The 21,216-nt window shown below is 65.2% G+C and carries 21 protein-coding genes and 1 pseudogene; 10 read left to right on the forward strand and 12 right to left on the reverse strand.

The features are described 5' to 3' along the window. Positions 1-69 precede the first annotated feature (69 nt). Complete coding sequence (locus M1E01_RS12055; protein ID WP_457974952.1) at positions 70-963, forward strand: TIGR01777 family oxidoreductase; 894 nt, start codon at positions 70-72, stop codon at positions 961-963. 91 nt (positions 964-1,054) lie between these two features. On the opposite strand, the gene M1E01_RS12060 is transcribed toward M1E01_RS12055, so the two are convergent. Then, the gene (locus M1E01_RS12060) at positions 1,055-2,797 is read right to left on the reverse strand and encodes a protein kinase domain-containing protein (RefSeq protein ID WP_457971829.1); all 1,743 of its coding nucleotides are present in this window, start codon (positions 2,795-2,797) and stop codon (positions 1,055-1,057) included. 140 nt (positions 2,798-2,937) lie between these two features. Between M1E01_RS12060 and lipB the strand changes: the two genes are divergently transcribed. The 4 genes from lipB to M1E01_RS12080 all read left to right on the forward strand — a co-directional run bounded on the left by lipB (position 2,938) and on the right by M1E01_RS12080 (position 5,972). Continuing rightward, on the forward strand, positions 2,938-3,606 hold the full coding sequence (gene lipB / locus M1E01_RS12065; protein ID WP_457971830.1) for a lipoyl(octanoyl) transferase LipB: 669 nt from the start codon (positions 2,938-2,940) through the stop codon (positions 3,604-3,606). Further along, positions 3,603-4,610, forward strand: a complete 1,008-nt coding sequence (gene lipA, locus M1E01_RS12070; protein WP_457971831.1) for a lipoyl synthase — start codon at positions 3,603-3,605, stop codon at positions 4,608-4,610. The genes lipB and lipA overlap by 4 nt, the downstream gene beginning before the upstream one ends. An 88-nt stretch (positions 4,611-4,698) precedes the next feature. After that, a complete protein-coding gene (locus M1E01_RS12075) occupies positions 4,699-5,448 on the forward strand; it encodes a DUF4191 domain-containing protein (protein WP_457971832.1) in 750 nt (249 codons plus the stop codon). Positions 5,449-5,573: 125 nt separating this feature from the next. Next, a complete protein-coding gene (locus M1E01_RS12080) occupies positions 5,574-5,972 on the forward strand; it encodes a DUF3817 domain-containing protein (protein ID WP_457971833.1) in 399 nt (132 codons plus the stop codon). 61 nt (positions 5,973-6,033) lie between these two features. On the opposite strand, the gene M1E01_RS12085 is transcribed toward M1E01_RS12080, so the two are convergent. Further along, positions 6,034-6,471: an RDD family protein gene (locus M1E01_RS12085; RefSeq protein ID WP_457971834.1), complete on the reverse strand. Its 438-nt coding sequence runs from the start codon at positions 6,469-6,471 to the stop codon at positions 6,034-6,036. Positions 6,472-6,771: 300 nt separating this feature from the next. Here M1E01_RS12085 and glnA (M1E01_RS12090) point away from each other — a divergent pair, with 300 nt between their 5' ends. Then, positions 6,772-8,196 carry a type I glutamate--ammonia ligase gene (glnA, locus tag M1E01_RS12090; protein ID WP_457971835.1) on the forward strand — a complete coding sequence of 475 codons (1,425 nt, stop codon included), beginning with the start codon at positions 6,772-6,774 and terminating at the stop codon, positions 8,194-8,196. Between the two features lie 135 nt (positions 8,197-8,331). On the opposite strand, the gene M1E01_RS12095 is transcribed toward glnA (M1E01_RS12090), so the two are convergent. The 5 genes from M1E01_RS12095 to glnA (M1E01_RS12115) all read right to left on the reverse strand — a co-directional run bounded on the left by M1E01_RS12095 (position 8,332) and on the right by glnA (M1E01_RS12115) (position 14,185). Next, the gene (locus M1E01_RS12095) at positions 8,332-8,685 is read right to left on the reverse strand and encodes a hypothetical protein (protein ID WP_457971836.1); all 354 of its coding nucleotides are present in this window, start codon (positions 8,683-8,685) and stop codon (positions 8,332-8,334) included. A 71-nt stretch (positions 8,686-8,756) separates the two neighbouring features. After that, complete coding sequence (locus tag M1E01_RS12100) at positions 8,757-9,272, reverse strand: GNAT family N-acetyltransferase (protein WP_457971837.1); 516 nt, start codon at positions 9,270-9,272, stop codon at positions 8,757-8,759. 54 nt (positions 9,273-9,326) lie between these two features. Beyond that, positions 9,327-9,761, reverse strand: a complete 435-nt coding sequence (locus M1E01_RS12105) for a VOC family protein (protein WP_457971838.1) — start codon at positions 9,759-9,761, stop codon at positions 9,327-9,329. 62 nt (positions 9,762-9,823) lie between these two features. After that, positions 9,824-12,835 carry a bifunctional [glutamine synthetase] adenylyltransferase/[glutamine synthetase]-adenylyl-L-tyrosine phosphorylase gene (locus M1E01_RS12110; protein WP_457971839.1) on the reverse strand — a complete coding sequence of 1,004 codons (3,012 nt, stop codon included), beginning with the start codon at positions 12,833-12,835 and terminating at the stop codon, positions 9,824-9,826. A 9-nt stretch (positions 12,836-12,844) separates the two neighbouring features. After that, positions 12,845-14,185, reverse strand: coding sequence for a type I glutamate--ammonia ligase (glnA, locus tag M1E01_RS12115; RefSeq protein WP_457971840.1), 1,341 nt, complete (start codon positions 14,183-14,185; stop codon positions 12,845-12,847). A gap of 277 nt (positions 14,186-14,462) precedes the next feature. Between glnA (M1E01_RS12115) and panB the strand changes: the two genes are divergently transcribed. Next, the gene (gene panB, locus M1E01_RS12120) at positions 14,463-15,371 is read left to right on the forward strand and encodes a 3-methyl-2-oxobutanoate hydroxymethyltransferase (RefSeq protein ID WP_457971841.1); all 909 of its coding nucleotides are present in this window, start codon (positions 14,463-14,465) and stop codon (positions 15,369-15,371) included. 41 nt (positions 15,372-15,412) lie between these two features. Here panB and M1E01_RS12125 read toward each other — a convergent pair whose 3' ends face one another. Next, positions 15,413-15,577 (reverse strand): SPOR domain-containing protein, encoded by a 165-nt coding sequence (locus M1E01_RS12125; protein WP_400480745.1) that lies wholly within the window; start codon positions 15,575-15,577, stop codon positions 15,413-15,415. Positions 15,578-15,755: 178 nt separating this feature from the next. Between M1E01_RS12125 and map the strand changes: the two genes are divergently transcribed. Both map and ppgK read left to right on the forward strand, forming a co-directional pair. Beyond that, entirely contained in the window at positions 15,756-16,634 is an 879-nt protein-coding gene (gene map / locus M1E01_RS12130; RefSeq protein WP_457971842.1) for a type I methionyl aminopeptidase, read from the forward strand. Between the two features lie 84 nt (positions 16,635-16,718). After that, positions 16,719-17,522: a polyphosphate--glucose phosphotransferase gene (ppgK, locus tag M1E01_RS12135; RefSeq protein WP_457971843.1), complete on the forward strand. Its 804-nt coding sequence runs from the start codon at positions 16,719-16,721 to the stop codon at positions 17,520-17,522. 140 nt (positions 17,523-17,662) lie between these two features. Here ppgK and nrdR read toward each other — a convergent pair whose 3' ends face one another. From nrdR to M1E01_RS12150, 3 genes are all read right to left on the reverse strand, one after another. Continuing rightward, positions 17,663-18,160 (reverse strand): transcriptional regulator NrdR, encoded by a 498-nt coding sequence (gene nrdR / locus M1E01_RS12140; protein ID WP_457971844.1) that lies wholly within the window; start codon positions 18,158-18,160, stop codon positions 17,663-17,665. A gap of 116 nt (positions 18,161-18,276) precedes the next feature. Continuing rightward, positions 18,277-19,653, reverse strand: coding sequence for a histidinol dehydrogenase (gene hisD, locus M1E01_RS12145; protein ID WP_457971845.1), 1,377 nt, complete (start codon positions 19,651-19,653; stop codon positions 18,277-18,279). A gap of 42 nt (positions 19,654-19,695) precedes the next feature. Beyond that, positions 19,696-20,298: a hypothetical protein gene (locus M1E01_RS12150; RefSeq protein WP_457971846.1), complete on the reverse strand. Its 603-nt coding sequence runs from the start codon at positions 20,296-20,298 to the stop codon at positions 19,696-19,698. Between the two features lie 177 nt (positions 20,299-20,475). On the opposite strand from M1E01_RS12150, the gene M1E01_RS12155 reads away from it, so the two are divergent. Next, on the forward strand, positions 20,476-20,934 hold the full coding sequence (locus tag M1E01_RS12155) for a flavin reductase family protein (RefSeq protein ID WP_457974953.1): 459 nt from the start codon (positions 20,476-20,478) through the stop codon (positions 20,932-20,934). A gap of 69 nt (positions 20,935-21,003) precedes the next feature. Here the strand turns inward: M1E01_RS12155 and M1E01_RS12160 are convergent. Beyond that, positions 21,004-21,183 (reverse strand): annotated as a pseudogene (locus M1E01_RS12160) (HNH endonuclease); the annotation flags it as partial. Positions 21,184-21,216 lie beyond the last annotated feature (33 nt).

Here is a 21,216-nt window from a genome sequence, read left to right on the forward strand (position 1 = left end):
CGATCATAGTCAAAGTCAACAGGGGCATCCGGGAAGTGCCCCACCGTGCCGGACATGGTGAGATGGATCATGCGCATCGTCATGGCTGGCGCCTCCGGGCTTATCGGCAGCCACCTTTCCAAACGCCTCTCCGACGACGGACATGCCGTCACGCGACTGGTCCGCCGGACGCCCGCATCCCCTGCCGAGGCCCGCTGGGACCCCTCGTCCGGATTCCTCGACCCAGCCTGCCTTGAGGGCGCAGACGCAGTCATCAACCTCGCCGGGGCTGGCATCGGGGACCGGCCATGGACGCCGGGACGCATAGACGAACTTTTCCGTTCACGGCTGGATGCGACGCGGTCCCTGGCTACGGCGATGAAGCACCTCGATGCGCCTCCGCAGGTGTTCATCAGCCAGTCCGGAACCGGCTACTACGGCGATGCCGGTGACGCCGTCCTCAGCGAGGAGTCATCCGCCGGTTCCGGCATCCTTGCGCGCATCTGCGTGGAATGGGAGGCCGCCGCCCGTGAGGCTCCTGGCAGTGTGCGTGTGGTGACCCCGCGGACTGCTGTAGTGCTGAGCAGGTCCGGCGGAGCACTCGGAAGGCTGCTTCCGCTGCTGCGCCTGGGGCTCGGCGGGCCCCTGGGCAATGGCCGGCAGTATTGGCCGTGGATCACGCTGCCGGACCTGTCCGCGGCATTTATTTTCCTCCTGGCGTCAGAGTTGTCCGGCCCGGTCATCGTCTCTGCCCCCGAAGCCGCGGACGTCAATGCCCTGGTAAAGGAACTGGCCGCAGCCCTGCACAGGCCCGCGCTGCTCCGGGTCCCGGCACCGGCGCTGCGGCTTGTGATGGGCAAACTGGCGGACGAGCTCCTCCTGGCCAGCCAGAAGGTGGAGCCGTCCCGCTTATACGCCGCCGGGTTCGAGTGGCAGCACCCGGCCCTCCGGCAGGCGGCCGAGTGGGTGGCGGGCGGGGAATGACCTGCGGGACATGACCTATGGGTAAATGGCCGCGGGAATTGCAGGAGGAGCGGGTGACGGGTTGTGGCACGGGTCGGGGCCGCAGGACGGGTTACCGTGCCGCGAGGATCTCCGAGATCAGCCACCTGCCCTTCACCTTGAGCAGCACGAGCCGCAGGTCAACAGCCGCTTGGGCTGGACTAGCGGCCACAGTGCCCCCTGCAGACCTCTGCACATAGCCGGACGTCACAGCCGTCACGGCGACCACCGCCCGGCCGTTCGAACTTTCGGGAAGGCGCCGGATGCCGGTGAGGGCGGTGGTGAACCCTTCCAGCACCGACCCGGACTCCTGAAGCCTGGCGGTGATGCGGGCGTCGGCGGATGCTGCCGGAGAGTTGGCGGCGTTTACCTCGCGGAGCAACTCCAGCCTGCCCCGGCTCAAGGCGAAAGCACGAAGTGCTGCGAGTCCTTTGACGGCTTCCACCGGATTTGCCGACTGCACCTGGCGACGGACGGCACCGGGCACCATGGCCGGAACCGGACTGCCCGCCGTCGGACCCGTGGTACCCGGTTCAGCAGTAGCCGGTTCAGAGCTACCTGATTCCGTGGTACCCGGTTCAGTGGTACCCGTTTCAGTTGCGCTCGGACTCGTGCCTCCTGCTTCAGCGGCGGTCGGACCATCAGCCGGCAGCAGCTCCGGTGATGGTGGCAGCGGCATCCACACATCGACAATGACGGCAAGGGCAGCCAAGGCCGCCCACACTGCCCTGGCCCTGTTGCGGGACGGCGCGGCGGACCGCCGTGAGTGCCTGCCCGGTGACGTCCCGGTGCTCCTGCGCCTCCGGAGGGCTTTCGCCAGCCCGGAGGTGTGGAGGCGCCTTCTCCAGGCGCCCAGGCGCTCGCGGTGACGGCTTCGCGCTGGCGGTTCAGGCCTGCGTGTCAGCAGCTGCGGCAGGACGCTCGGATCCACGGAGCGGGATAGATCAACAGGTGCTGCCGGCGCACTTCGGTATACCGCCGTCGCCAGTTCTGTTGCGTCAGGCCGCTGCCGCCGGTCCTCGTTGAGGCCTGCCTCCAGCGCCGCGGCAAGCTCCCGGGGCACATCAGGAGCCAGCACGGACAGCGGCGGCCGGTCCGCCGCCGGCGGAGGTGGAGCCCCGGTGAGGCAATACCAGCCCACGGCCGCTGCGGCATAGACATCGCGGCCGGGCTGCAGGCCCGCCCGGACAGCATCCACCGGCGAGGGATCCTGGAAACCTGCGGTTCCGGCATCCGGCACAGCGTCGCCATCGCCCACCATCCGGGCCGTGCCGACGTCAGCCAGGAGCGGCTTCCCGTGACCGGAAAAGAGCACATTCCCAGGGGACACATCCGAGTGCGTGAATCCCTTGCCGTGCAGATAGGCCAGGGCCTGCGCAACGGGGGTCAGCACGGTTACCGTCTCGCCGACACTCAGCCGTCCCCGGGCCGCGACCAGCTGCCCGAGCGAGCCGCCGGGCGCATAGTCCATCAGGATGCCCAATGCGCTGTCCGGGCCGTCACCAACCGTGACGACCTCGTGCGCCTTGACCAGGTGCCCATGGTCGAGAACGGACATGATCAGCAGCTCGCGGCGGATATCCTCTTCGGGGTACACGCCTGCCCCGGAACCGCCGGGACGGGACAGGTGGGACCGCGCCTGCTGCGGTGGGAACAGCGGGCCGAAACACTTCAGGGCCAGCTGCCGCCCTGTGGCTTCCTCCTCCACCAGCCAGACGACGGCGCTGCCGCCGACACCCAGCCGGCGGCGCGCGTGGTAGCCGGGCACCTTCGGTTTACGTCCTGCCGGATCAGTGTCCGGCCCCTCAGCATCCATGCCTTAATGACTACCGGAAGCCGGCTGTTCCCGCAGAAGTTATCCACAGGCCAGCGGCGTATACCATGGCGCCTAAGCGAAGTGAGAGGTTGGGCACACACTAGCCGGGAGGGACCCGGCCAAGGTCTAAGCTGGATGCCATGACTCTTGAGTTCAGACAGCTGGGTCTCGCCCCTGATTTCGTGGATTATTCGAAGGCCTGGGACCTCCAGCGGGAAATCCATGAGAACGTCCTGGCGGGCAAGGCCCCCAGCACCGTACTCCTCCTCGAACACTCCGCCGTCTACACGGCAGGGAAGCTGACGGAGGACCACGAGCGGCCCTTCGACGGCACTCCCGTGGTGCCGGTGGACCGCGGCGGCAAGCTCACCTGGCACGGACCCGGCCAACTGGTGGGCTACCCCATCATCAAGCTGAAGAACAGGGCGGGGATCCGCGACTACGTTGAGCGGCTCGAGGCCGTCATCATCGCTGTCCTGGCCGACTACGGCATTCAGGGCGTCCGGATCAAGGGCCGCGCCGGCGTCTGGATTACCGCTGACGACAAAGGCCCCGACCGCAAAATCGCCGCTATCGGCATCAGGATCTCCCAGGGAGTCACCATGCACGGCTTCGCCATCAACTGCAACAACGACCTGGCACCCTACGCCCAGATCATCGCCTGTGGAATCACCGATGCCGACGTAACTACCATCGCGCGGGAAACCGGCCGCGACGTGGCTCCGGCTGAACTTGTTTCTCGGATCATCGAGGAACTGCGCAAGAATGAAGACGCCCTAGTTGCAACCCCCGAAGGAGTTCTCCTGTGACACTGGCACCAGAAGGCCGGAAGATGCTGCGTATCGAGCAGCGCAATGCGGCCACCCCGGTGGAGCGCAAGCCGGAGTGGATCAAGGCCAAGGTCCAGATGGGCCCGGAGTTCGTCCAGCTCAAGAACCTGGTGAAGAAGGAAGGCCTGCACACCGTCTGCGAGGAAGCCGGGTGCCCGAACATCTTCGAGTGCTGGGAAGACAAGGAAGCGACGTTCCTGATCGGCGGCTCCGAATGCACCCGGCGCTGTGACTTCTGCCAGATCGACACCGGCAAGCCCTCCCCCGTGGACAGGTTCGAACCGACCAAGGTGGCCCGCTCGGTGCAGGCCATGGCCCTGCGCTACGCCACCGTCACCGGCGTCGCCCGCGACGACCTCGCCGACGAGGGCGTCTGGCTCTACGCCGAAACGGTCCGCAAGATCCACGAACTGAACCCGGGCACCGGCGTCGAACTTTTGATCCCGGACTTCTCCGGCAAACCCGACCACATCGCCGCGATCTGCGACTCGGCCCCCGAGGTGTTCGCCCACAACGTCGAAACCGTGCCGCGGATCTTCAAGCGCATCCGCCCCGCGTTCCGCTACGAACGCTCCCTGGACGTCATCACCCAGGGACGGAACCTGGGCATGGTCACCAAATCCAACCTCATCCTTGGCATGGGCGAGACCCGCCAGGAAATCTCCGAAGCCCTGCAGGACCTGCACGAGGCCGGCTGCGACCTGATCACCATCACCCAGTACCTGCGCCCCTCCGAACGGCACCTGCCGGTGGACCGCTGGGTCAAGCCGCAGGAATTCGTGGACCTGCAGCAGGAAGCGGACGAGATCGGCTTCCTCGGCGTCATGTCCGGCCCCCTGGTCCGCTCCTCCTACCGCGCCGGCCGGCTCTGGGCCACCGCAATGCGCAAGAAAGGCCGGGAAATCCCCGCCAAACTCGCCCACATCGAATCCTCCGGAACCACCCGCCAGGAAGCCAGCACCCTGCTCGCGGCCCACTCCTAGCAGTACCTGCCTGACCGCCCAAAGGACCGGCCGCCGGAAGTTTCCGGCGTCCGGTCCTTTGTCATGGATCACGTAGAATTAAGGCACTATGGCGAAAACCCCTGATTCCAGCAACAACCCTCCGGCAGCTGACGCTCCCAAGCGCGGCCTCTTCTCGCGCAAGCCCAAGGAAGCGAAGGTCAAGAAGCCCAGCCGGCTCAAGCAGATCGGCGAAGTCTTCACCATGACGCGCCGCCACGATCCCATGGTCCCGTGGCTCATGCTGCTGGCGTTCCTGGGAGTCGTCGCAGTCAGCCTCATCGTTGGCCTGTTGCTGAACAACTGGATTACCGGCCTGATCATCGGCATCCCGCTGGGTTTCCTGGCCGCTACCTTCATCCTGTCGCGGCGCGCCGAACGGGCGGCTTTCGCCCAGATCGAAAACCAGCCCGGAGCGTCCGGGGCTGCGCTCAGCACGCTTAAGCGCGGCTGGATCACGGAAGAACAGCCGGTCGCAGTCAACCCGCGTACCCAGGACGCTGTCTTCCGCGCCATCGGCCGTCCCGGCATCGTGCTGGTCAGCGAAGGCCCCTCGCACCGCGTCAAGCCGCTCCTGGACGCTGAGCGCAAGAAGCTCGCGCGCATCCTTCCCAACGTGACCATTCATGTCATCGAGAGCGGCCGCGGCGAAGGCCAGACGCCCATCAGCCAGGTTGCGAAGAAGATGAACAAGCTGGACAAGGAGCTCACCAAGATCGAGGTCAGCGCCGTGTCCAAGCGCATCTCGTCCCTCGGCACACGGCTCCCCATTCCGAAGGGCATTGATCCCTACAAGGCCCGTCCCCAGCGCGGACGCTAAAACTTCCTGATCCGCCCCGGCGGCCGGACTTCCTCCGGCTGCCGGGGCGCTTTCATTTGCCTGACACACCGGCGGAAGCTGCGTGCTGCCACCCGCCGCCAACCACCGACAGAGCCGGAGACCCCGTGAAAGTACCGTCAACTACCGCCGTCATAAGCATCTTCCGCGTGCTCGCCCTTGCCGAAGCGTTCAGCTGGGCGGCACTGCTGGCCGGTATGTACTTCAAATGGATCGCCAAGACCACCGAGCTGGGCGTGGAAATCGCCGGTCCCATCCACGGCGGGCTGTTCATCGGCTATGGCCTGACAGCCCTCGTCCTGTGGCGGCTGCAGCGCTGGCCGTTCCTCGTCGCTCTTTTCGCCGGTTTCTCGGCAGTCCTACCGTTTGCCACGCTGCTGTTCGAGCGCTGGGCAGGAGGCCGCGGCTATCTGACGGCGGCCGGCACAACCCCCGCCGGAGGGCAGGCAGCGTCAGTGGAACGGGACGTCAAGGAACGCGCCGGGGAAGAAACTGCGGACGTCTAGCGTCCGGATGTTGTGCTGCGGCGGCCGGCCCCGCCGCGGCGGGTCCGGCAGCGCCGGCCCGCTACATGCGGACCAGCACCGTCTTCGCGGCCTTGTCATGCAGACCCCGCTGGTCCGGGTCGAAAATTACGGCGGGAATCACCAGGCACAGCAGCAGGGTCCGGACCAGGGCTGCAAGGGGGCCGGCCGGCGCGCCGCCAAGCCGCACCACACGGATGCTCATGGCGCGGTGGCCGATGCTGTAGCCGAGGGTTCCGAGCAGCAGGATTTGCTCGGCTGCAAAGACGGCGAGTGTGGCCCACGAATCGCCCGAAAACAGGAAGTTGCTGATCAGCAGGGCCAGGGTCCAGTCGATGAGGATCGCCGCAATCCGCCGCCCGGCCCGGGCAATGGATCCGGGACCCGATTCAGGAAGCCCAAGGCGCTCCCCCGGGTACTTGGAAATGCCGGATGTGTCCGGCCCGGACAGCCAGGAACCAATATCTCTGCGATCTACCACTGTCCAAGTTTAGCGGTCCGCTGCCCCGCTCAGCCGAGTTCGGATCTCCCGGATAGTGGATCCGGATAGACCACACTGTGGACACCGTATAGCGTTTACATATCAGGCGGTTATGTAACCTGCCGGAAACAAAGCGGACACGGACGGGAAATCCCTTGTCCCTAGGGTGGTAACAGTTGCCAGCGAGCTGGAGGCGGGGGCACTTTTGTGTTTTTCGCCCGATTCCGACTGCGCTGCACCCCGATTGCGCTGGACCACATAGGCCTCCAGCCAGTTATTACATATGCGTAAGGAGCATAGATGTTCAAGACTGCGGACGAAGTCCTCAAGTTCATCCAGGACGAAGATATTAAGTTCGTCGATATCCGCTTCACCGACCTTCCTGGCGTGCAGCAGCACTTCAACGTGCCGGCGAAGAGCGTCGACGCTGATTTCTTCGTCAATGGCCAGCTCTTCGACGGATCTTCCATCCGCGGCTTCCAGGGCATTGCCGAGTCGGACATGCAGCTGATCCCGGATGTCACCACCGCATTCCTGGACACCTTCCGTCTGGAGAAGACCCTTGCGCTGAACTTCTCCATCGTGAACCCCCGCACCGGTGACCCTTACCACCGTGACCCCCGTGGCGTGGCTGAGAAGGCCGAAGCCTACCTCGCCTCCACCGGCATCGCAGACACCGCCTTCTTCGCCCCTGAAGCAGAGTTCTTCGTCTTCGATAACGTCCAGTACCAGTCCTCCCCTGAGGGCAGCTTCTACAAGATCGACTCGGAAGAAGCCCACTGGAACAGCGGCCGCGAAGAAGAAGGCGGAAACCTGGGCTACAAGACCCCCGTCAAGGGCGGCTACTTCCCGGTCTCCCCGACCGACAAGCAGGCTGACCTGCGTGACGCCATGTGTGTCGCCCTGGACGAAGCCGGCCTCGAGGTCGAGCGCAGCCACCACGAAGTGGGTTCCGCCGGCCAGGCTGAAATCAACTACAAGTTCACCACGCTGACCCACGCGGCCGATGACCTGCAGAAGTTCAAGTACGTCATCAAGAACACCGCTGACGCCTGGGGCAAGTCCGTTACCTTCATGCCGAAGCCGGTCTTCGGTGACAACGGCTCGGGCATGCACTGCCACCAGTCACTGTGGACCGGCGGCCAGCCGCTGTTCTACGACGAGAAGGGCTACGCCGGCCTGTCTGACACTGCCCGCTGGTACATCGGCGGCCTGCTGAAGCACGCTTCCGCCGTGCTGGCCTTCACCAACCCGACGGTCAACTCGTACCGCCGCCTGGTCAAGGGCTTCGAGGCTCCGGTCAACATGGTCTACTCGCAGGGCAACCGCTCCGCCGGTATCCGCATCCCGATCACGGGCACCAACCCGAAGGCCAAGCGCATCGAATTCCGCGCTCCGGACCCCTCCTCCAACCCCTACCTGGCTTTCGCCGCCCAGCTGATGGCCGGCATCGACGGCATCCGCAACCGTATTGAGCCGCCGGCTCCGATCGACAAGGACCTTTACGAGCTCCCCGCCGAAGAAGCGAAGGACATCCCGAAGGCTCCGGGCACCCTCGAGGAAGCCTTGGAGGCCCTGCGCGAGGACAACGAGTTCCTGCAGGCCGGCGGCGTGTTCACCCAGGACCTGATCGACACCTGGATCGAGTACAAGTACGAGAACGAGATCCGCCCGCTGTCCCTGCGCCCGAACCCCTACGAGTTCGAGCTCTACTACGGCGTCTAGCCAGGACTGTTATCTGGTTATACCTGCATCACCGAAAGAACCCCGCAACGCCGAAGCGTTGCGGGGTTCTTTGCTTCCAGGCCGGCAGACCTTGCAGAAACAGGCCCTGCCAACAGCAGCCCCTAGAAGCCGCTACTACTGGGAGCCGGACTTCTGTTCCCGGTCAAGGAGGTTCTTTTTGAGCTCGTCGAACTTTTCCTTGATGATCTTCTCCGCGTCAGAAATGGTCTTGCCGGCGTTGCTCAACGGATCGAGCTGCAGATAGACGTGCTGGCCGACCGGAAGGTCATACTCATCCTTCAGGTGGGTTCCGCCACCTACGCCTTCCAGTGTCAGGTACACCTGGGCTTCCGTGCGTGCGATACCCGCGATCTTTCCGAACACCACTGTGAAATCATTCGACTGAAAGCTCACCGACTGCCCCACATGGCTCCTGTCCAGTTCGCCGGCCGCCACTGCTTTCTCAGACGGACTTCCGCTGTAGTTCATGCACTTCTCCTAAAGGTCGAGGAACACGTACTCCAGCAGTCTATAAGCACCCGGAAGACCGCCCGGACATATCAGAAGGCCGCGTACATGGTCCGTTGCGGGCCTGCTTCGCCGCCCTGGTATAGTCCGCGGTCCTCAAACCCGGCCTTGAGGTAGGCGGTTATGCCGGCTCTGTTGCGCTCGTTGACGGAAAGTACGACGCCGGACTCCCCGCTTCCCTGCCGCGCCGTGAGTTTTGCGGCGGCAGCCACCGCTGCTGCCGCGGCTGCCGTCCCCAGCCCCGACCCCTGCAGGGTTCTGTCGATGAGGAACCCGCGGAGCAGCCAGACCGAGTGGTCATCGGGCCATCCTGCCAGCGTGGCCGCGCCCGACTGCAGGGTCAGCACCCCGGCAGCCTTCCCGCCGGACTCGATCACATAAGGACGGCGGGACTGTTCTTCCAGACCTGCCAGCATCATCCGCAGCGGATCGCCAACGAAGTCATTTTGGCCTGCGCCCAGTTCCATCAGCGCGACTTCGCCAAGGTGGATGGCCCGGGCATCGTCGTCAAGGTCCCTCAGGGAGATGAGCCAGACGTCGGGAAGCATGTTCTGAGACTACCCGCGGACTACCCGCGCTGCGGGAAGCGTCATTCAGCCGCGTCATTCAGCCCCGGCGGCGGACGTCGCGGTCTCGGCCTGGGGGCCGGCCGGGTCCATCCACATGACCTCCCAGAGGTGGCCGTCGGGGTCCTGGAAACTGCGGCTGTACATGAAGCCGTAGTCCTGGGCGGGCTGGGACGAGGAGCCCCCGGCGTCGATCGCCTTGTTGTACAGTCCGTCAACGCCCTCGCGGCTGTCCGCTGAAAAGGCCATGATCACCTCGGTAGATCGCCTGGCATCGACGATGTCCTTGGACGTGAAGGTTTTGAAGAAGCCCTCGACCAGCAGCATCACGTAGGCGTTGTCATTGATGACCATGCACGTGGCGTTCTCGTCGGTGTAGTCCGGGTTGAAGGTGAACCCCAGCGCCGTGAAGAACTCCACCGACTTGTCCAGGTCCGAGACAGGGAGATTGACAAAGATTTGGGTAGCCATGGGGCCAACCTAGCACCCGCGCCAAAGCATGTCAGCCCTGCGGAATGCGGTTTGCCACTGGCCTAGTGACCGTAGAAGACCTTCTCGAAGACGGCACGCGCGCGCCGGCTCACCCGAAGGTAGTTCTCCTCGAAAGCCGTGGCCATCCCCTCCTCATATCCGCACCAGCGCGCCACTGCTTCGAGGTCCCGACGCGAGGACGGCAGCAGGTCCGAGGCACGCCCCGTCCAGATGACATTGGCGGAGCGGATGCGGCTGGCGAGGCGCCAGGCTTCGGCCAGCAACCCGGCGTCGGCGGCTTCGATGAGGCCCAGCTCAGCTGCCGCCTCCAAAGCACCGATCGTCGACGTCGTCCTCAATTCGGGGTGCTGCCCCGCGTGCTGCAGCTGCAGCAGCTGCACCAGCCATTCGACGTCGCTGAGCCCGCCCCGGCCGAGCTTGAGGTGCCGGGCAGGGTCGGCACCGCGCGGCAGCCGTTCGGACTCCACCCTGGCCTTAATGCGCCTGATCTCCCGGACGTCCGCCTCCGAGAGCGACTCGGGGTAGCGTATCGGATTGATGAGCCGGAGGAAGGCATCCGCCAGCTGGTCGTCCCCGGCAATGGGCCTGGCCCGCAGGAGTGCCTGGGCCTCCCACGCCAGGGACCAGCGGCGGTAGTACTCGGCGTACGATTCCAGCGACCTCACCATCGCACCGCTCTTGCCCTCGGGGCGGAGGTCCGCGTCAACCGTGAGCACGCGCTCGGCCATGATGGCGGGCCGCAGAGGCTGGGTGAGGAGGCTGGAGACATGGCCAACGATCTTTGCCGCCTGCTCCTGGGCTTCACCGTCCGCACAGCCGGGCAGGGCGCGGTGGACGTAGAGCACATCGGCGTCGGAACCGTACCCGATTTCCCGGCCGCCCTGCCGGCCCATAGCCACCACCAGCACCGAGGTCTTCAGGGGCCCCGTCGCCGACACAATGTTCTCGGCCACCCGCAGGGCCCCGAGGATGGCGGCGCGGTCCGTTTCGGCCAGCGCCACGCCCACCTGGTCCTGGGTGAGCAGTCCGGCGCTGTCCGCGATGGCGATGCGCAGGATCTCACGCCGCCGGATCAGCCGGATCAGCCTCATGGCGCTTTCCGGCTCGGCGTGGCGGGACATCTTGGAGACGATTTCCTGCCACTGCGCCTCAAAGCTCAGGGGTGTGAGGTCCTTGTCCGACCCCAGCCACGCCACGGATTCCGGCGATACTTCGAGCAGGTCGGCAATGAGCCGTGAATTGGAGAGCATGTGGCAGAGCCGTTCTGCTGCCGCGGCAGAATCCCGCAGCATGCCGAGGTACCAGTGGGTGGTACCCAGGGACTCGCTGACGCGCCGGAACGCGAGCAGGCCGGTGTCGGGATCGACGCCTTCAGCGAGCCAGCCCAGCAGGATGGGCAGCAGCTGCCGCTGCAAGGCGGCCCTACGGCTGACACCCGCCGTGAGAGCCTCGATATGCCGCAGGGCTCCCTGCGGATCGCGGTACCCGAGCGCGGCAAGGCGGCCTTGGGCTGCTTCCGGGGTCAGGCGGGCATCCTCACTGCTCAGTTTCGCAGCGGTGTTCAGCAGCGGCCGGTAGAAGATCCGGTCATGCAGTTCCCGGACCGAGCGCTTTGTCTTCTGCCATGCCGCCATGAGCGCGTCAGGATGCGGCCGGTCCGTGGAGAAGGGGCCCAGCACGGCTTTGGCCAGGGCCCGCAGGGCAGGTTCCTTGACCGGCATCAGGTGGGTGCGGCGCAGCTGGAACAGCTGGATGCGGTGTTCCAGCAGCCGCAAGTACCGGTAGGCACGGTCAAATGCGGAGGCGTCCGCCCTGCCGATGTACCCGCCTGCGGACAGGGCGGCGATGGCAGATGTCGTATCACGGCACCGCAGCGACTCGTCGGATTTTCCGTGCACCAGCTGCAGGAGCTGCACCGTGAACTCGACGTCCCGCAGCCCGCCGCGGCCGAGCTTGATCTGGCGCTGTTCCTCCGCGGCGGGAATGTGTTCGGTCACCCGCCGGCGCATAGCCTGCACCGATTCGACGAACCCGTCCCGGCCGGCGGAAGACCACACAAGCGGCGATACAGCTTCTTCGTACCGGCTGCCCAGGTCCGCATCGCCGGCAATTGTCCTGGCCTTCAGCAGCGCCTGGAATTCCCAGCTCTCAGCCCAACGGGCGTAATAGCTCCGGTGCGAATCAAGCGTCCGGACCAGCGGCCCGGACTTACCCTCGGGACGGAGGTTGGCATCCACCTCCCACAGGCCGGGTTCGCGGGCCGGGGAGGAAATGGCGCGCGAGATGCCGGAGGCAAGGGCAGTGCCGATGCTGTTTGCCCGCGCATCCTCGAGCAGCCCGGCCTCCACGACGTAGATGACGTCGACGTCGGAAATGTAGTTGAGCTCGCGCGCACCGCACTTACCCATGCCGATCACGGCAAGGCCGACGTCGGCAACCTCCTCCGCGTTGAACTGCGCTCCCGCCTCCGCCCGGGAGACGGCCAGGGCGGCCTCGATGGCAGCGCCGGCCAGATCGGCAAGCTCGGCGCCGACAGCGGGCATGAAGTCCAGCGGGTCCGCCGCACAAAGGTCCTTGACGGCCAGGTCGACCACACCGCGCCGATACGCCGTGCGCAGGGCCTCGTACGCCTCGGGGCCGGTAATTCCCGCAACCGGGCGCGACGCCCTCGGGTCTGCCTGTACCGATTTCAGGAGCCCCGTCCGCAGTTCGTCAGCCGGCGCCTGGAGCGGTTCCGGGCTGACTTTAACGTCGAAGGCCTCCAAATGTTCCGGATGCCGGATGAGGAACTCGCCCAGGGCCTCACTTGCCCCCAGGACCCGGTACAGGGGCTCGCTGGAGTCAGTGTCAGCGGCAGCCAGCTCCCTCAGGTCAGGATGCTTTTCGATCAGCCGGACCAGCGATTGCAGCGCAGCATCCGGGCTCGCGGCAAGCTGGAGGCCCGCGAAGAGCACGTCCTGATCGATGCCCTCGAGTTCCGGGGCCGCGAGGAACCGTTCGCCCTTCTCCAGGTCACTGAAGCCGGCGGAGATGAGGCGGCGGGCCAGGCTCACGCCGACCGCCTACAGGATCGCGAGGTTTCGCTGCAGTTCATAAGGGGTCACCTGAAGGCGGTAGTCCTGCCATTCCGCCCTCTTGTTGCGCAGGAAGTGCTCGAACACCTGCTCACCCAGGATCTGTGGCATGAGCTCGGAGTCCTCCATGCTGCGGATCGCGTCGTGCAGGCTGGCGGGCAGCGGGTCGTGGCCCATGGCACGGCGTTCCGCCGAGCTCAGCGACCAGATGTCGTCCTCGGCCGCGGCGGGAAGCTGGTAGCCCTCCTCGATACCCTTGAGCCCGGCGCCCAGAAGCACGGCGTAGGCGAGGTAGGGGTTGGCTGCGGAGTCAATGCCGCGGTATTCGATCCGGGCGGACTGTCCCTTGCCCGGCTTGTACAGCGGCACGCGCACCAGGGCGGAGCGGTTGTTGTGGCCCCAGCTCAGGTAGCTGGGCGCTTCTCCTCCGCCCCACAGGCGCTTGTAGGAGTTCACGAACTGGTTGGTCACGGCAGTGAACTCCGGAGCGTGCTTGAGGATGCCGGCGATGAACTGGCGCGCGGTCTCGGACAGCTGGAACTCGGCCCCTGCCTCAAAGAATGCATTGGTATCACCCTCGAACAGCGAGAAGTGCGTATGCATGCCCGAACCCGGGTGCGCGGTGAACGGCTTGGGCATGAAGGTTGCGTACGTCCCCTGCTGGAGCGCCACCTCTTTGATCACCGTACGGAACGTCATGATGTTGTCCGCCGTCTGGAGGGCGTCCGCGTAGCGAAGGTCGATCTCGTTTTGGCCGGGACCCGCCTCGTGGTGGCTGAACTCCACGGAGATGCCCACCGACTCGAGCATGGTGACGGCGGTGCGGCGGAAGTCCTGGGCCACTCCGCCGGGCACGTGGTCGAAGTAGCCGCCCTCGTCCACGGGAATCGGCGCGCCGTCCGGTCCGGGCTCTTGGGACTTCAGAAGGTAAAACTCGATTTCCGGGTGCGTGTAGCAGGTGAAGCCCATGTCGGCGGCCTTGGCCAGAGTGCGCTTGAGGACGTTGCGGGGGTCAGCGGCCGAGGGCTCCCCATCCGGCGTGAGAATGTCGCAGAACATCCTCGACGTCTGCTCGGTCTCACCGCGCCAGGGCAGGATCTGGAATGTGGCGGGATCAGGCTGGGCGAGCATGTCGGATTCGAACACGCGGGCCAGGCCTTCGATAGAGGACCCGTCAAAGCCCAGGCCCTCTTCAAACGCGCCTTCGACTTCGGCTGGCGCCAGCGCCACTGATTTGAGTGAACCTACGACGTCGGTGAACCACAGACGCACAAAACGTACGTCGCGCTCTTCGATCGTGCGCAGGACAAACTCTTGCTGGCGGTCCATGAAGGCCTCTTCTCCGGGTCAACGTTCATGCCGGGGCCCAATGCGATGAAAGAGGCCGCGGCAGCTCACGATTCACTTTACTAAGCATTCAGTTGCAATGTTGGCGCAGCTGTACCGCGTAACACAGCGTTAACACCTGCCGCAGGCACAATTGCCGTTACAACGACCCACACCGTCTTTCACAGGTCCCCGCGAGGCGGGTCCTGTGAGGCGAATCACCTGCCGCCGAAGAGACGGCGGTGGCTAGGGCAGCGGGTCTCGGTTTACGCTCTAGCCTATGGCCTCCACCAGCAGCAGTCCTGACTCAAGCGCGTCCGCAGAAGTACCCGCCCCTTACGGCAGCGGCCCTGCAGCGGGGGAACCGCCGTCGTCGGGCGCTCCGCGGAAACCGGCAGCCAGGATCCGCACGCATCACCTGCAGCAGGCCAAAGCCAGCGGTGAGCGTTTCGCCATGCTGACGGCGTATGACCAGTACACCGCGGAGATCTTCGACCAGGCCGGCATCGAAGTACTGCTCGTGGGCGACTCGGCGTCGAACAACGTCTTCGGCAACGAATCCAGCCTCCCTGTGACTGTTGACGAACTGCTGCCCCTGTGCCGCGCCGTGACCCGTTCAGCAAAGCGCGCCCTGGTCGTGGCGGACCTGCCGTTCGGCAGCTATGAGGTGTCCGCCCAGCAGGCGGTCGCCACCGGCGTCCGCTTCCTGAAGGAAGGCCTGGCCCATGCCGTGAAGATTGAAGGCGGCGCGTTCTACGCTGAGACCGTCCGAGCCATGGTGCAGGCGGGCATTCCCGTGATGGCCCACATCGGCTTCACGCCCCAAAGTGAGCACTCGCTGGGCGGCTACCGCGTGCAGGGCCGCGGGGATGATGCAAAGCGGCTGATCGACGACGCCGTGGCGCTGGTAGACGCGGGCGCGTTCTGCGTGCTCATGGAAATGGTTCCGGCCGAGACGGCAGCAGCAGTCGACGCCGCCGTCGCGGTGCCGACCATCGGCATCGGCGCCGGAAATGTCACGACCGGTCAGGTGCTGGTCTGGCAGGACATGGCAGGCCTCCGGGGCGGCAAAATGGCCAAGTTCGTCAAGCAGTACGCAGACCTGCGGACTATCCTCAGTGATGCCGCCAAGGCCTACGGCGATGATGTCCGGTCCGGACAGTTTCCAGGCCGGGAGCACTCATTCTAGCGGCTTCCGCGACCACTCGTTCCAGCGCTTCCCCTCCCGCGCTAGTCCTCGTCGCCCTTTTCCCACGCCTCATTGCGGGCGTGGACCTTCTCCAGGGCGTGCTCGGCCTCTTCCCGGGTTTTGTACGGGCCGATGAGCTGGGTCCAGTCCGACATGGCGTCCTCTTCGACCTCATGTGTCTTTACGTTGTACCAGTACTGGGGCATCGACGTTCCTCGCTTCCGCTGGATGGCCGGGCTGGAGCTGTTTTCCGGACGGCGCTGCTTCTTCACCCGGCGCCGCTTGTCACTCGGCTACAAGTGATCCACGTAACGTAGAACGCCATGTGGCCGCGGCGCCGCATTAATTTACATGCCAATCTGCCCTGCCTTATATGATCAATCTATGCCTTCCTTAGCCTCGACCGCACCAACCGGCACGCTGACCCCCGGATCCGTCAGCCCACAGCGTCCGGTGCCTGCTTCCATACCGCGGCCCGAGTACGTCGGCAAGCCGGGACCGTCTAGGTTCACCGGCTCAGAGGTAAAGCCGGCCGAGACGATCGAGAAAATCCGCATAGCAGGAAAAATCGCTGCCCAGGCCATCGTCGAAGTGGGAAAACACATTGTCCCCGGCGTGACCACGGACGAACTTGACCGGATCGGCCACGAATTCCTGCTGGACCACAAGGCCTACCCGTCAACTCTTGGCTACCGCGGCTTCCCCAAGTCCTTGTGCTCCTCACTGAACGAGGTCATCTGCCACGGGATTCCGGACAGCACAGTGGTCAAGGACGGGGACATTCTCAACATCGACATCACCGCGTTCATCGGCGGAGTGCACGGAGACACGAACTACACCTTCCTGGTGGGGGACGTGGACGAGGAGTCGCGCCTCTTGGTGGAGCGCACCCAGGAGTCGCTGAACCGGGCCATTAAGGCAGTCGCGCCGGGGCGGGAAATCAACGTGATCGGCCGCGCCATCGAGTCCTACGCCAAGCGTTTCGGCTACGGCGTTGTCCGCGACTTCACCGGCCATGGAGTGGGGGAAGCCTTCCATACCGGCCTGATCATTCCCCACTATGACGCTGCCCCTGCCTACAACACCGTGATCGAAGCCGGCATGGTGTTCACGATCGAACCCATGCTTACGCTCGGCACCGTTGAGTGGGACATGTGGGCAGACGACTGGACGGTTGTGACCCGCGACCGGAAGCGCACTGCCCAGTTCGAACACACCCTGCTCGTCACCGAAACGGGCGCGGAGATCCTCACCCTTCCCTAACGCCCAGTCTGCACCGGCCCAGACTCCCCAGGCAAGCGACCCTTGCCAGCCCGAGCCCAAAACCCTGCCACGAACGGAATCGCATTGGCTAAAAAGGACGAAAAGACCCGCAAGAACGCACCGCTGATCGGTATTGATATCGGCGGCACCGGAATCAAGGGCGGCATCGTTGACCTGAAGAAGGGCAAACTGATTGGCGACCGCTTCCGCCTGGCAACTCCCCAGCCTGCTACCCCGGCCGCTGTCATGGAAGTCGTCGCGAAGGTCGTGGAGGAACTGTCTGCGCGCCCTGACGCACCCGAAGCGGACAGCCCGGTGGGCGTCACGTTTCCCGGCATCATCCAGCACGGTGTGGTCCACTCCGCCGCCAACGTGGATAAGAGCTGGATCAACACCGACATCGACGCGTTGCTCACTGCCCGGTTGGGCCGCCCGGTGGAAGTCATTAACGACGCCGACGCCGCCGGGCTTGCCGAGGCACGCTACGGCGCCGGTGAAGGCGTCAACGGCACTGTCCTCGTCATCACACTCGGCACCGGCATCGGTTCAGCGTTCATCTTCAATGGCCAACTGGTTCCGAATGCCGAGCTCGGCCACCTTGAGATCGACGGTTTCGACGCCGAAAGCAAGGCCTCTGCCGTGGCACGTGAGCGGGACGGCCTCAGCTGGGAGGAGTACAGCGTGCTCCTGCAGCGCTACTTCTCCCACGTCGAGTTCCTGTTCTCCCCGGAACTGTTCATCGTCGGCGGCGGAATTTCCAAGCGCGCCGATGAGTACCTGCCGCGGCTGAAGCTGCGCACGCCCATCGTTCCGGCCGAGCTGAAAAACGAAGCCGGCATCGTGGGGGCAGCCCTTGAGATCGCCGTGAAGCACGAGCTCGCAAAGTAGGTTCCAGCCGGGCTGATTCCTGCCCGCGCAGCGCCTCCAGGGAAAACCGAAGGCGGCAGACTCAATGTCTGCCGCCTTCGGTTTTTTACTGGAGCCGGTGCCGGCTTGTGCGGCTTCCCCTCCGCTGCCGCCACCGGAGCTTAAAGCGTGCTCTGTTCCGGACTCTTGCCTTCGGCCGGCTTGCCGTCGACGTCTCCCTCGTGCCGCAGCAGCGCAATGGCGGATTCGAAGTCTTCCAGTGATTCGAAAGCCTGGTACACGCTCGCGAAGCGAAGATAGGCCACCTTGTCCAGCTTCTGCAGCGGACCCAGGATGATCAGGCCCACCTCATGGGCATCGATTTCCGCCGCGCCCGAAGCCCTGATGTTCTCTTCGACTTCCTGGGCGAGCAGGGCGAGGTCGTCCTCGCTCACCGGCCTGCCCTGGCACGCTTTGCGGACGCCGTTGATGACCTTGCTGCGGCTAAAAGGCTCCCCTACGCCAGAGCGCTTGATGACGGAAAGGCTGGTGGTTTCAACTGTGGTGAAGCGCCGGCCGCATTCGGGGCATTGGCGGCGCCGCCTGATGGACGAACCGTCGTCGGCCATGCGGCTGTCCACGACGCGCGAATCAGGGTTCCGGCAAAACGGACAGTACACGTTCGTTCCTTCCCTGTGCGCAGCGGGGCCGCGGGCATGTGCCCGGCTTCTCTACCGCCACCAGTCTACGACTAGATGTAGCTGAATAACAAGCCTGTAATTACTACATCTAGTGTTTACCGGCCGGTTCTGAAGCGGGCCGTCACGGCATCGCCGTGTGCCGGCAGGTCTTCCGCCCCGGACAGGCTGACGATGTGGCTGCTGACCCGCTGGAGCGCCGAGTCCGTGTAGTTGATGACCTGGATGGCGCGCAGGAACGTGGTCACGTTCAGGCCGGAGGAAAACGCCGCCGTTCCGCTGGTGGGCAGCACGTGGTTGGAACCCGCACAGTAGTCCCCCAGGCTGACGGGGCTGTAGTCCCCAACGAAAATGGCCCCGGCGTTCCTGATGCGGGCCGCCACAGCAGGCGCGTCCGCCGTCATGATTTCAAGATGTTCGGCAGCATACGCATCGCAGGCGGCTATGCCCTGGTCAAGGTCATCCACCAGCACGACGCCGGATTGCGGGCCGGAGAGCGCTTCGCGCACCCTCGCACTGTGCTTCGTCGCCAGCGCCTGACGGTCAAGCTCCTCCCTCACCTCAGCGGCGAGCTGCTCGGAATCGGTGATCAGCACGGAGGCTGCCTTCGGGTCGTGCTCGGCCTGACTGATCAGGTCGGCGGCAACGAAGGCGGGCCGGGCCGCGGCATCGGCCAGAATGGCGATCTCAGTGGTGCCTGCCTCCGAGTCGATTCCCACAACCCCTTTAACAAGGCGCTTGGCGGTGGCCACGAAAATGTTGCCCGGCCCCGTCACGACGTCGACGGGTTCCAGAGCGGCCGCCCCGTCGGAGCCCGGCAGGCCGTACGCGAACGCGGCAATGGCCTGCGCCCCGCCGATCGCATAAACCTCGTCAATGCCGAGCAGCGCCGCGGCCGCCAGGATAGTAGGATGCGGCAGGCCGCCAAAGTCCTTCTGCGGCGGGGACGCCAGCGCGATGGATTCCACCCCCGCTGCCAGCGCGGGGACAACGTTCATGATGACCGACGACGGGTAGACGGCCAGGCCGCCCGGAACGTAGAGACCCACACGCGCAACAGGCACCCACTTCTGGCTCACGACGGCGCCCTCGTCCAGTGCGACGTCGACATCCGCGGGGCGCTGGCTGTCGGCGAAGCGGCGGGCACGGCTGATGCTCTCCTCCAGGGCTGAACGGACGGCCGGGTCCAGGCCGTTCAGCGCCGAGCGCAGCGCCTCGGCGGACACACGCGGGTGCGCCTGCTCCACCCCGTCGAAACGGCGGGCAAGCTCTGTCAATGCTTCATAGCCACGCTCGCGGACGTCAGTGATGATGGCTTCGACCTTCTGCTCAGCATCGGCGACTGTCTCATGCCGGGCCCGCGGCACGGCTTCACGGAGTTCCGCGAGACTCAGCCGCCGGCCGCGAAGATCCACGGTGCGAAAGTCGACGGTGGGGGAAGTCGGGCGTGCAGGGCTCTCCGGAGAATTAGTCACCGGTTCATTTTACGCGCCCGGGGACCGGGACGAGCCTCGCTGTCACACACGGCCGCTGCTGCCCGGGTCCCGGTCCCGGGGCCGGTGCAGCACTTCAAGCAGGGTGATTGCAAAAAAGCCGCCCGCAACTGCCGCAGGCCACAGCAGCAAAACTGAATAAGACCGCAGCGAGAAGGCGACGCTTGCGTTGGCTGAGGTGTCCAGCGGGTCGCCGAACCAGCGGCCGGCCAGGAGGCCGACCTGCCAGGCAAGCACCGCTGCAACGGCCCCGGCGGCCACGGACAGCAGTAACATCCGGGCCGATCCTGCGTCCTTTCGGCCCGCCAGCAGGACCGCCACGAGACAGCCCGCGACCACAAAAAATCCCGCCAGGACCAAATCCCGCGGCAGCCACACTTGGGAGTTGGTCCCGGACGCGAAGGCTGCGTTGCCCGACAGGAGATTCAGGCCGCCGGGGGCAAGCACCCACCACAGGACACCTATCGGCACCCCGGATCCGGCAATGCCGGCTGCCCACAGCCAGCCACGCGAAGCACGTTGCTGCTGCCCGGAACTGCCGGCAGCCCGACGGGACGAAGGCCGCTGCAGGGTACTGTCGGCCCCTTCAGGTGATCCGGAGGGAGATGCGTGTGCGGGCTGCGTCATGAAGAAACGCTAACAAATGTTTGCCGCTGTTGAGCCGGATGGCCTTGGGGACGAAGAATCAACGGAACCCCCCATCGGCCAATACTCTTGTAGTAGGACAACGAAACCACCAGTTCAGCAGGGAGATCGATTACAGTGACCGCGGATGACGCTGCCTTCGAAGGCACGTTCAAGGAGATGTTCCGCCGCCATGCGGCAGGCGTTGCAATTATCACAGTGAACTACAACGGCGTCCCGTACGGCTTCACCGCCACGTCCGTGGCTTCACTCTCTGCCAAGCCACCCCGCTTTACTTTCAACATGGCACGCAGTTCGAGCTCCTGGCCTGCAGTGGCAAACACCACCTACATTGGCGTCCACATGCTGGGTCTGGAGAACCAGGAACTGGCCGACCGCTTCGCGCGTACGAAAGAGCGCTTCGCCGGAGACCACTGGGCACTTGGCCCGCATGACGTTCCGATCCTCAAGGATGTTGCCGGCTGGTTGATCGGGAAGATCCAGATGCGCCTGTCCTTTGAAAACAACGCGGTGGTCGTGGTGGAAGTGGTGGAGGGCCAGGTAGGACCGGACGGCACTCCCCTGCTGTACCACTCCGGCACGTACGGCCAGCCCGTACCCCTGGACTACGAAATCTAGCTGGAAAGCAACGTAGCCGGACAGGAAAACCTGTTGGACAAAGCAAAGTAGCAGACCGGGCCCCTCCGTCGTGCCACGAAACGATGTCGAGCGCGCGTCACGGCGGTAGGCGGCGGCTTTGGCCACGGCGACGAGGGTGCGGGCGCCCATCCCGGCGAGAGGGCCGGTGCCGGGGCGAGTTCCTCGTCCACGGCACAGCGGTCCTCTGCGGACAGGCAGGCGGGTTTCTTTCACCGGGAGGGTGGCGCGCCCTTGCAAGGGGCGCGCCATTAGAAGGGTTGG

It is taken from the genome of Arthrobacter sp. D1-17 (assembly GCF_054130535.1).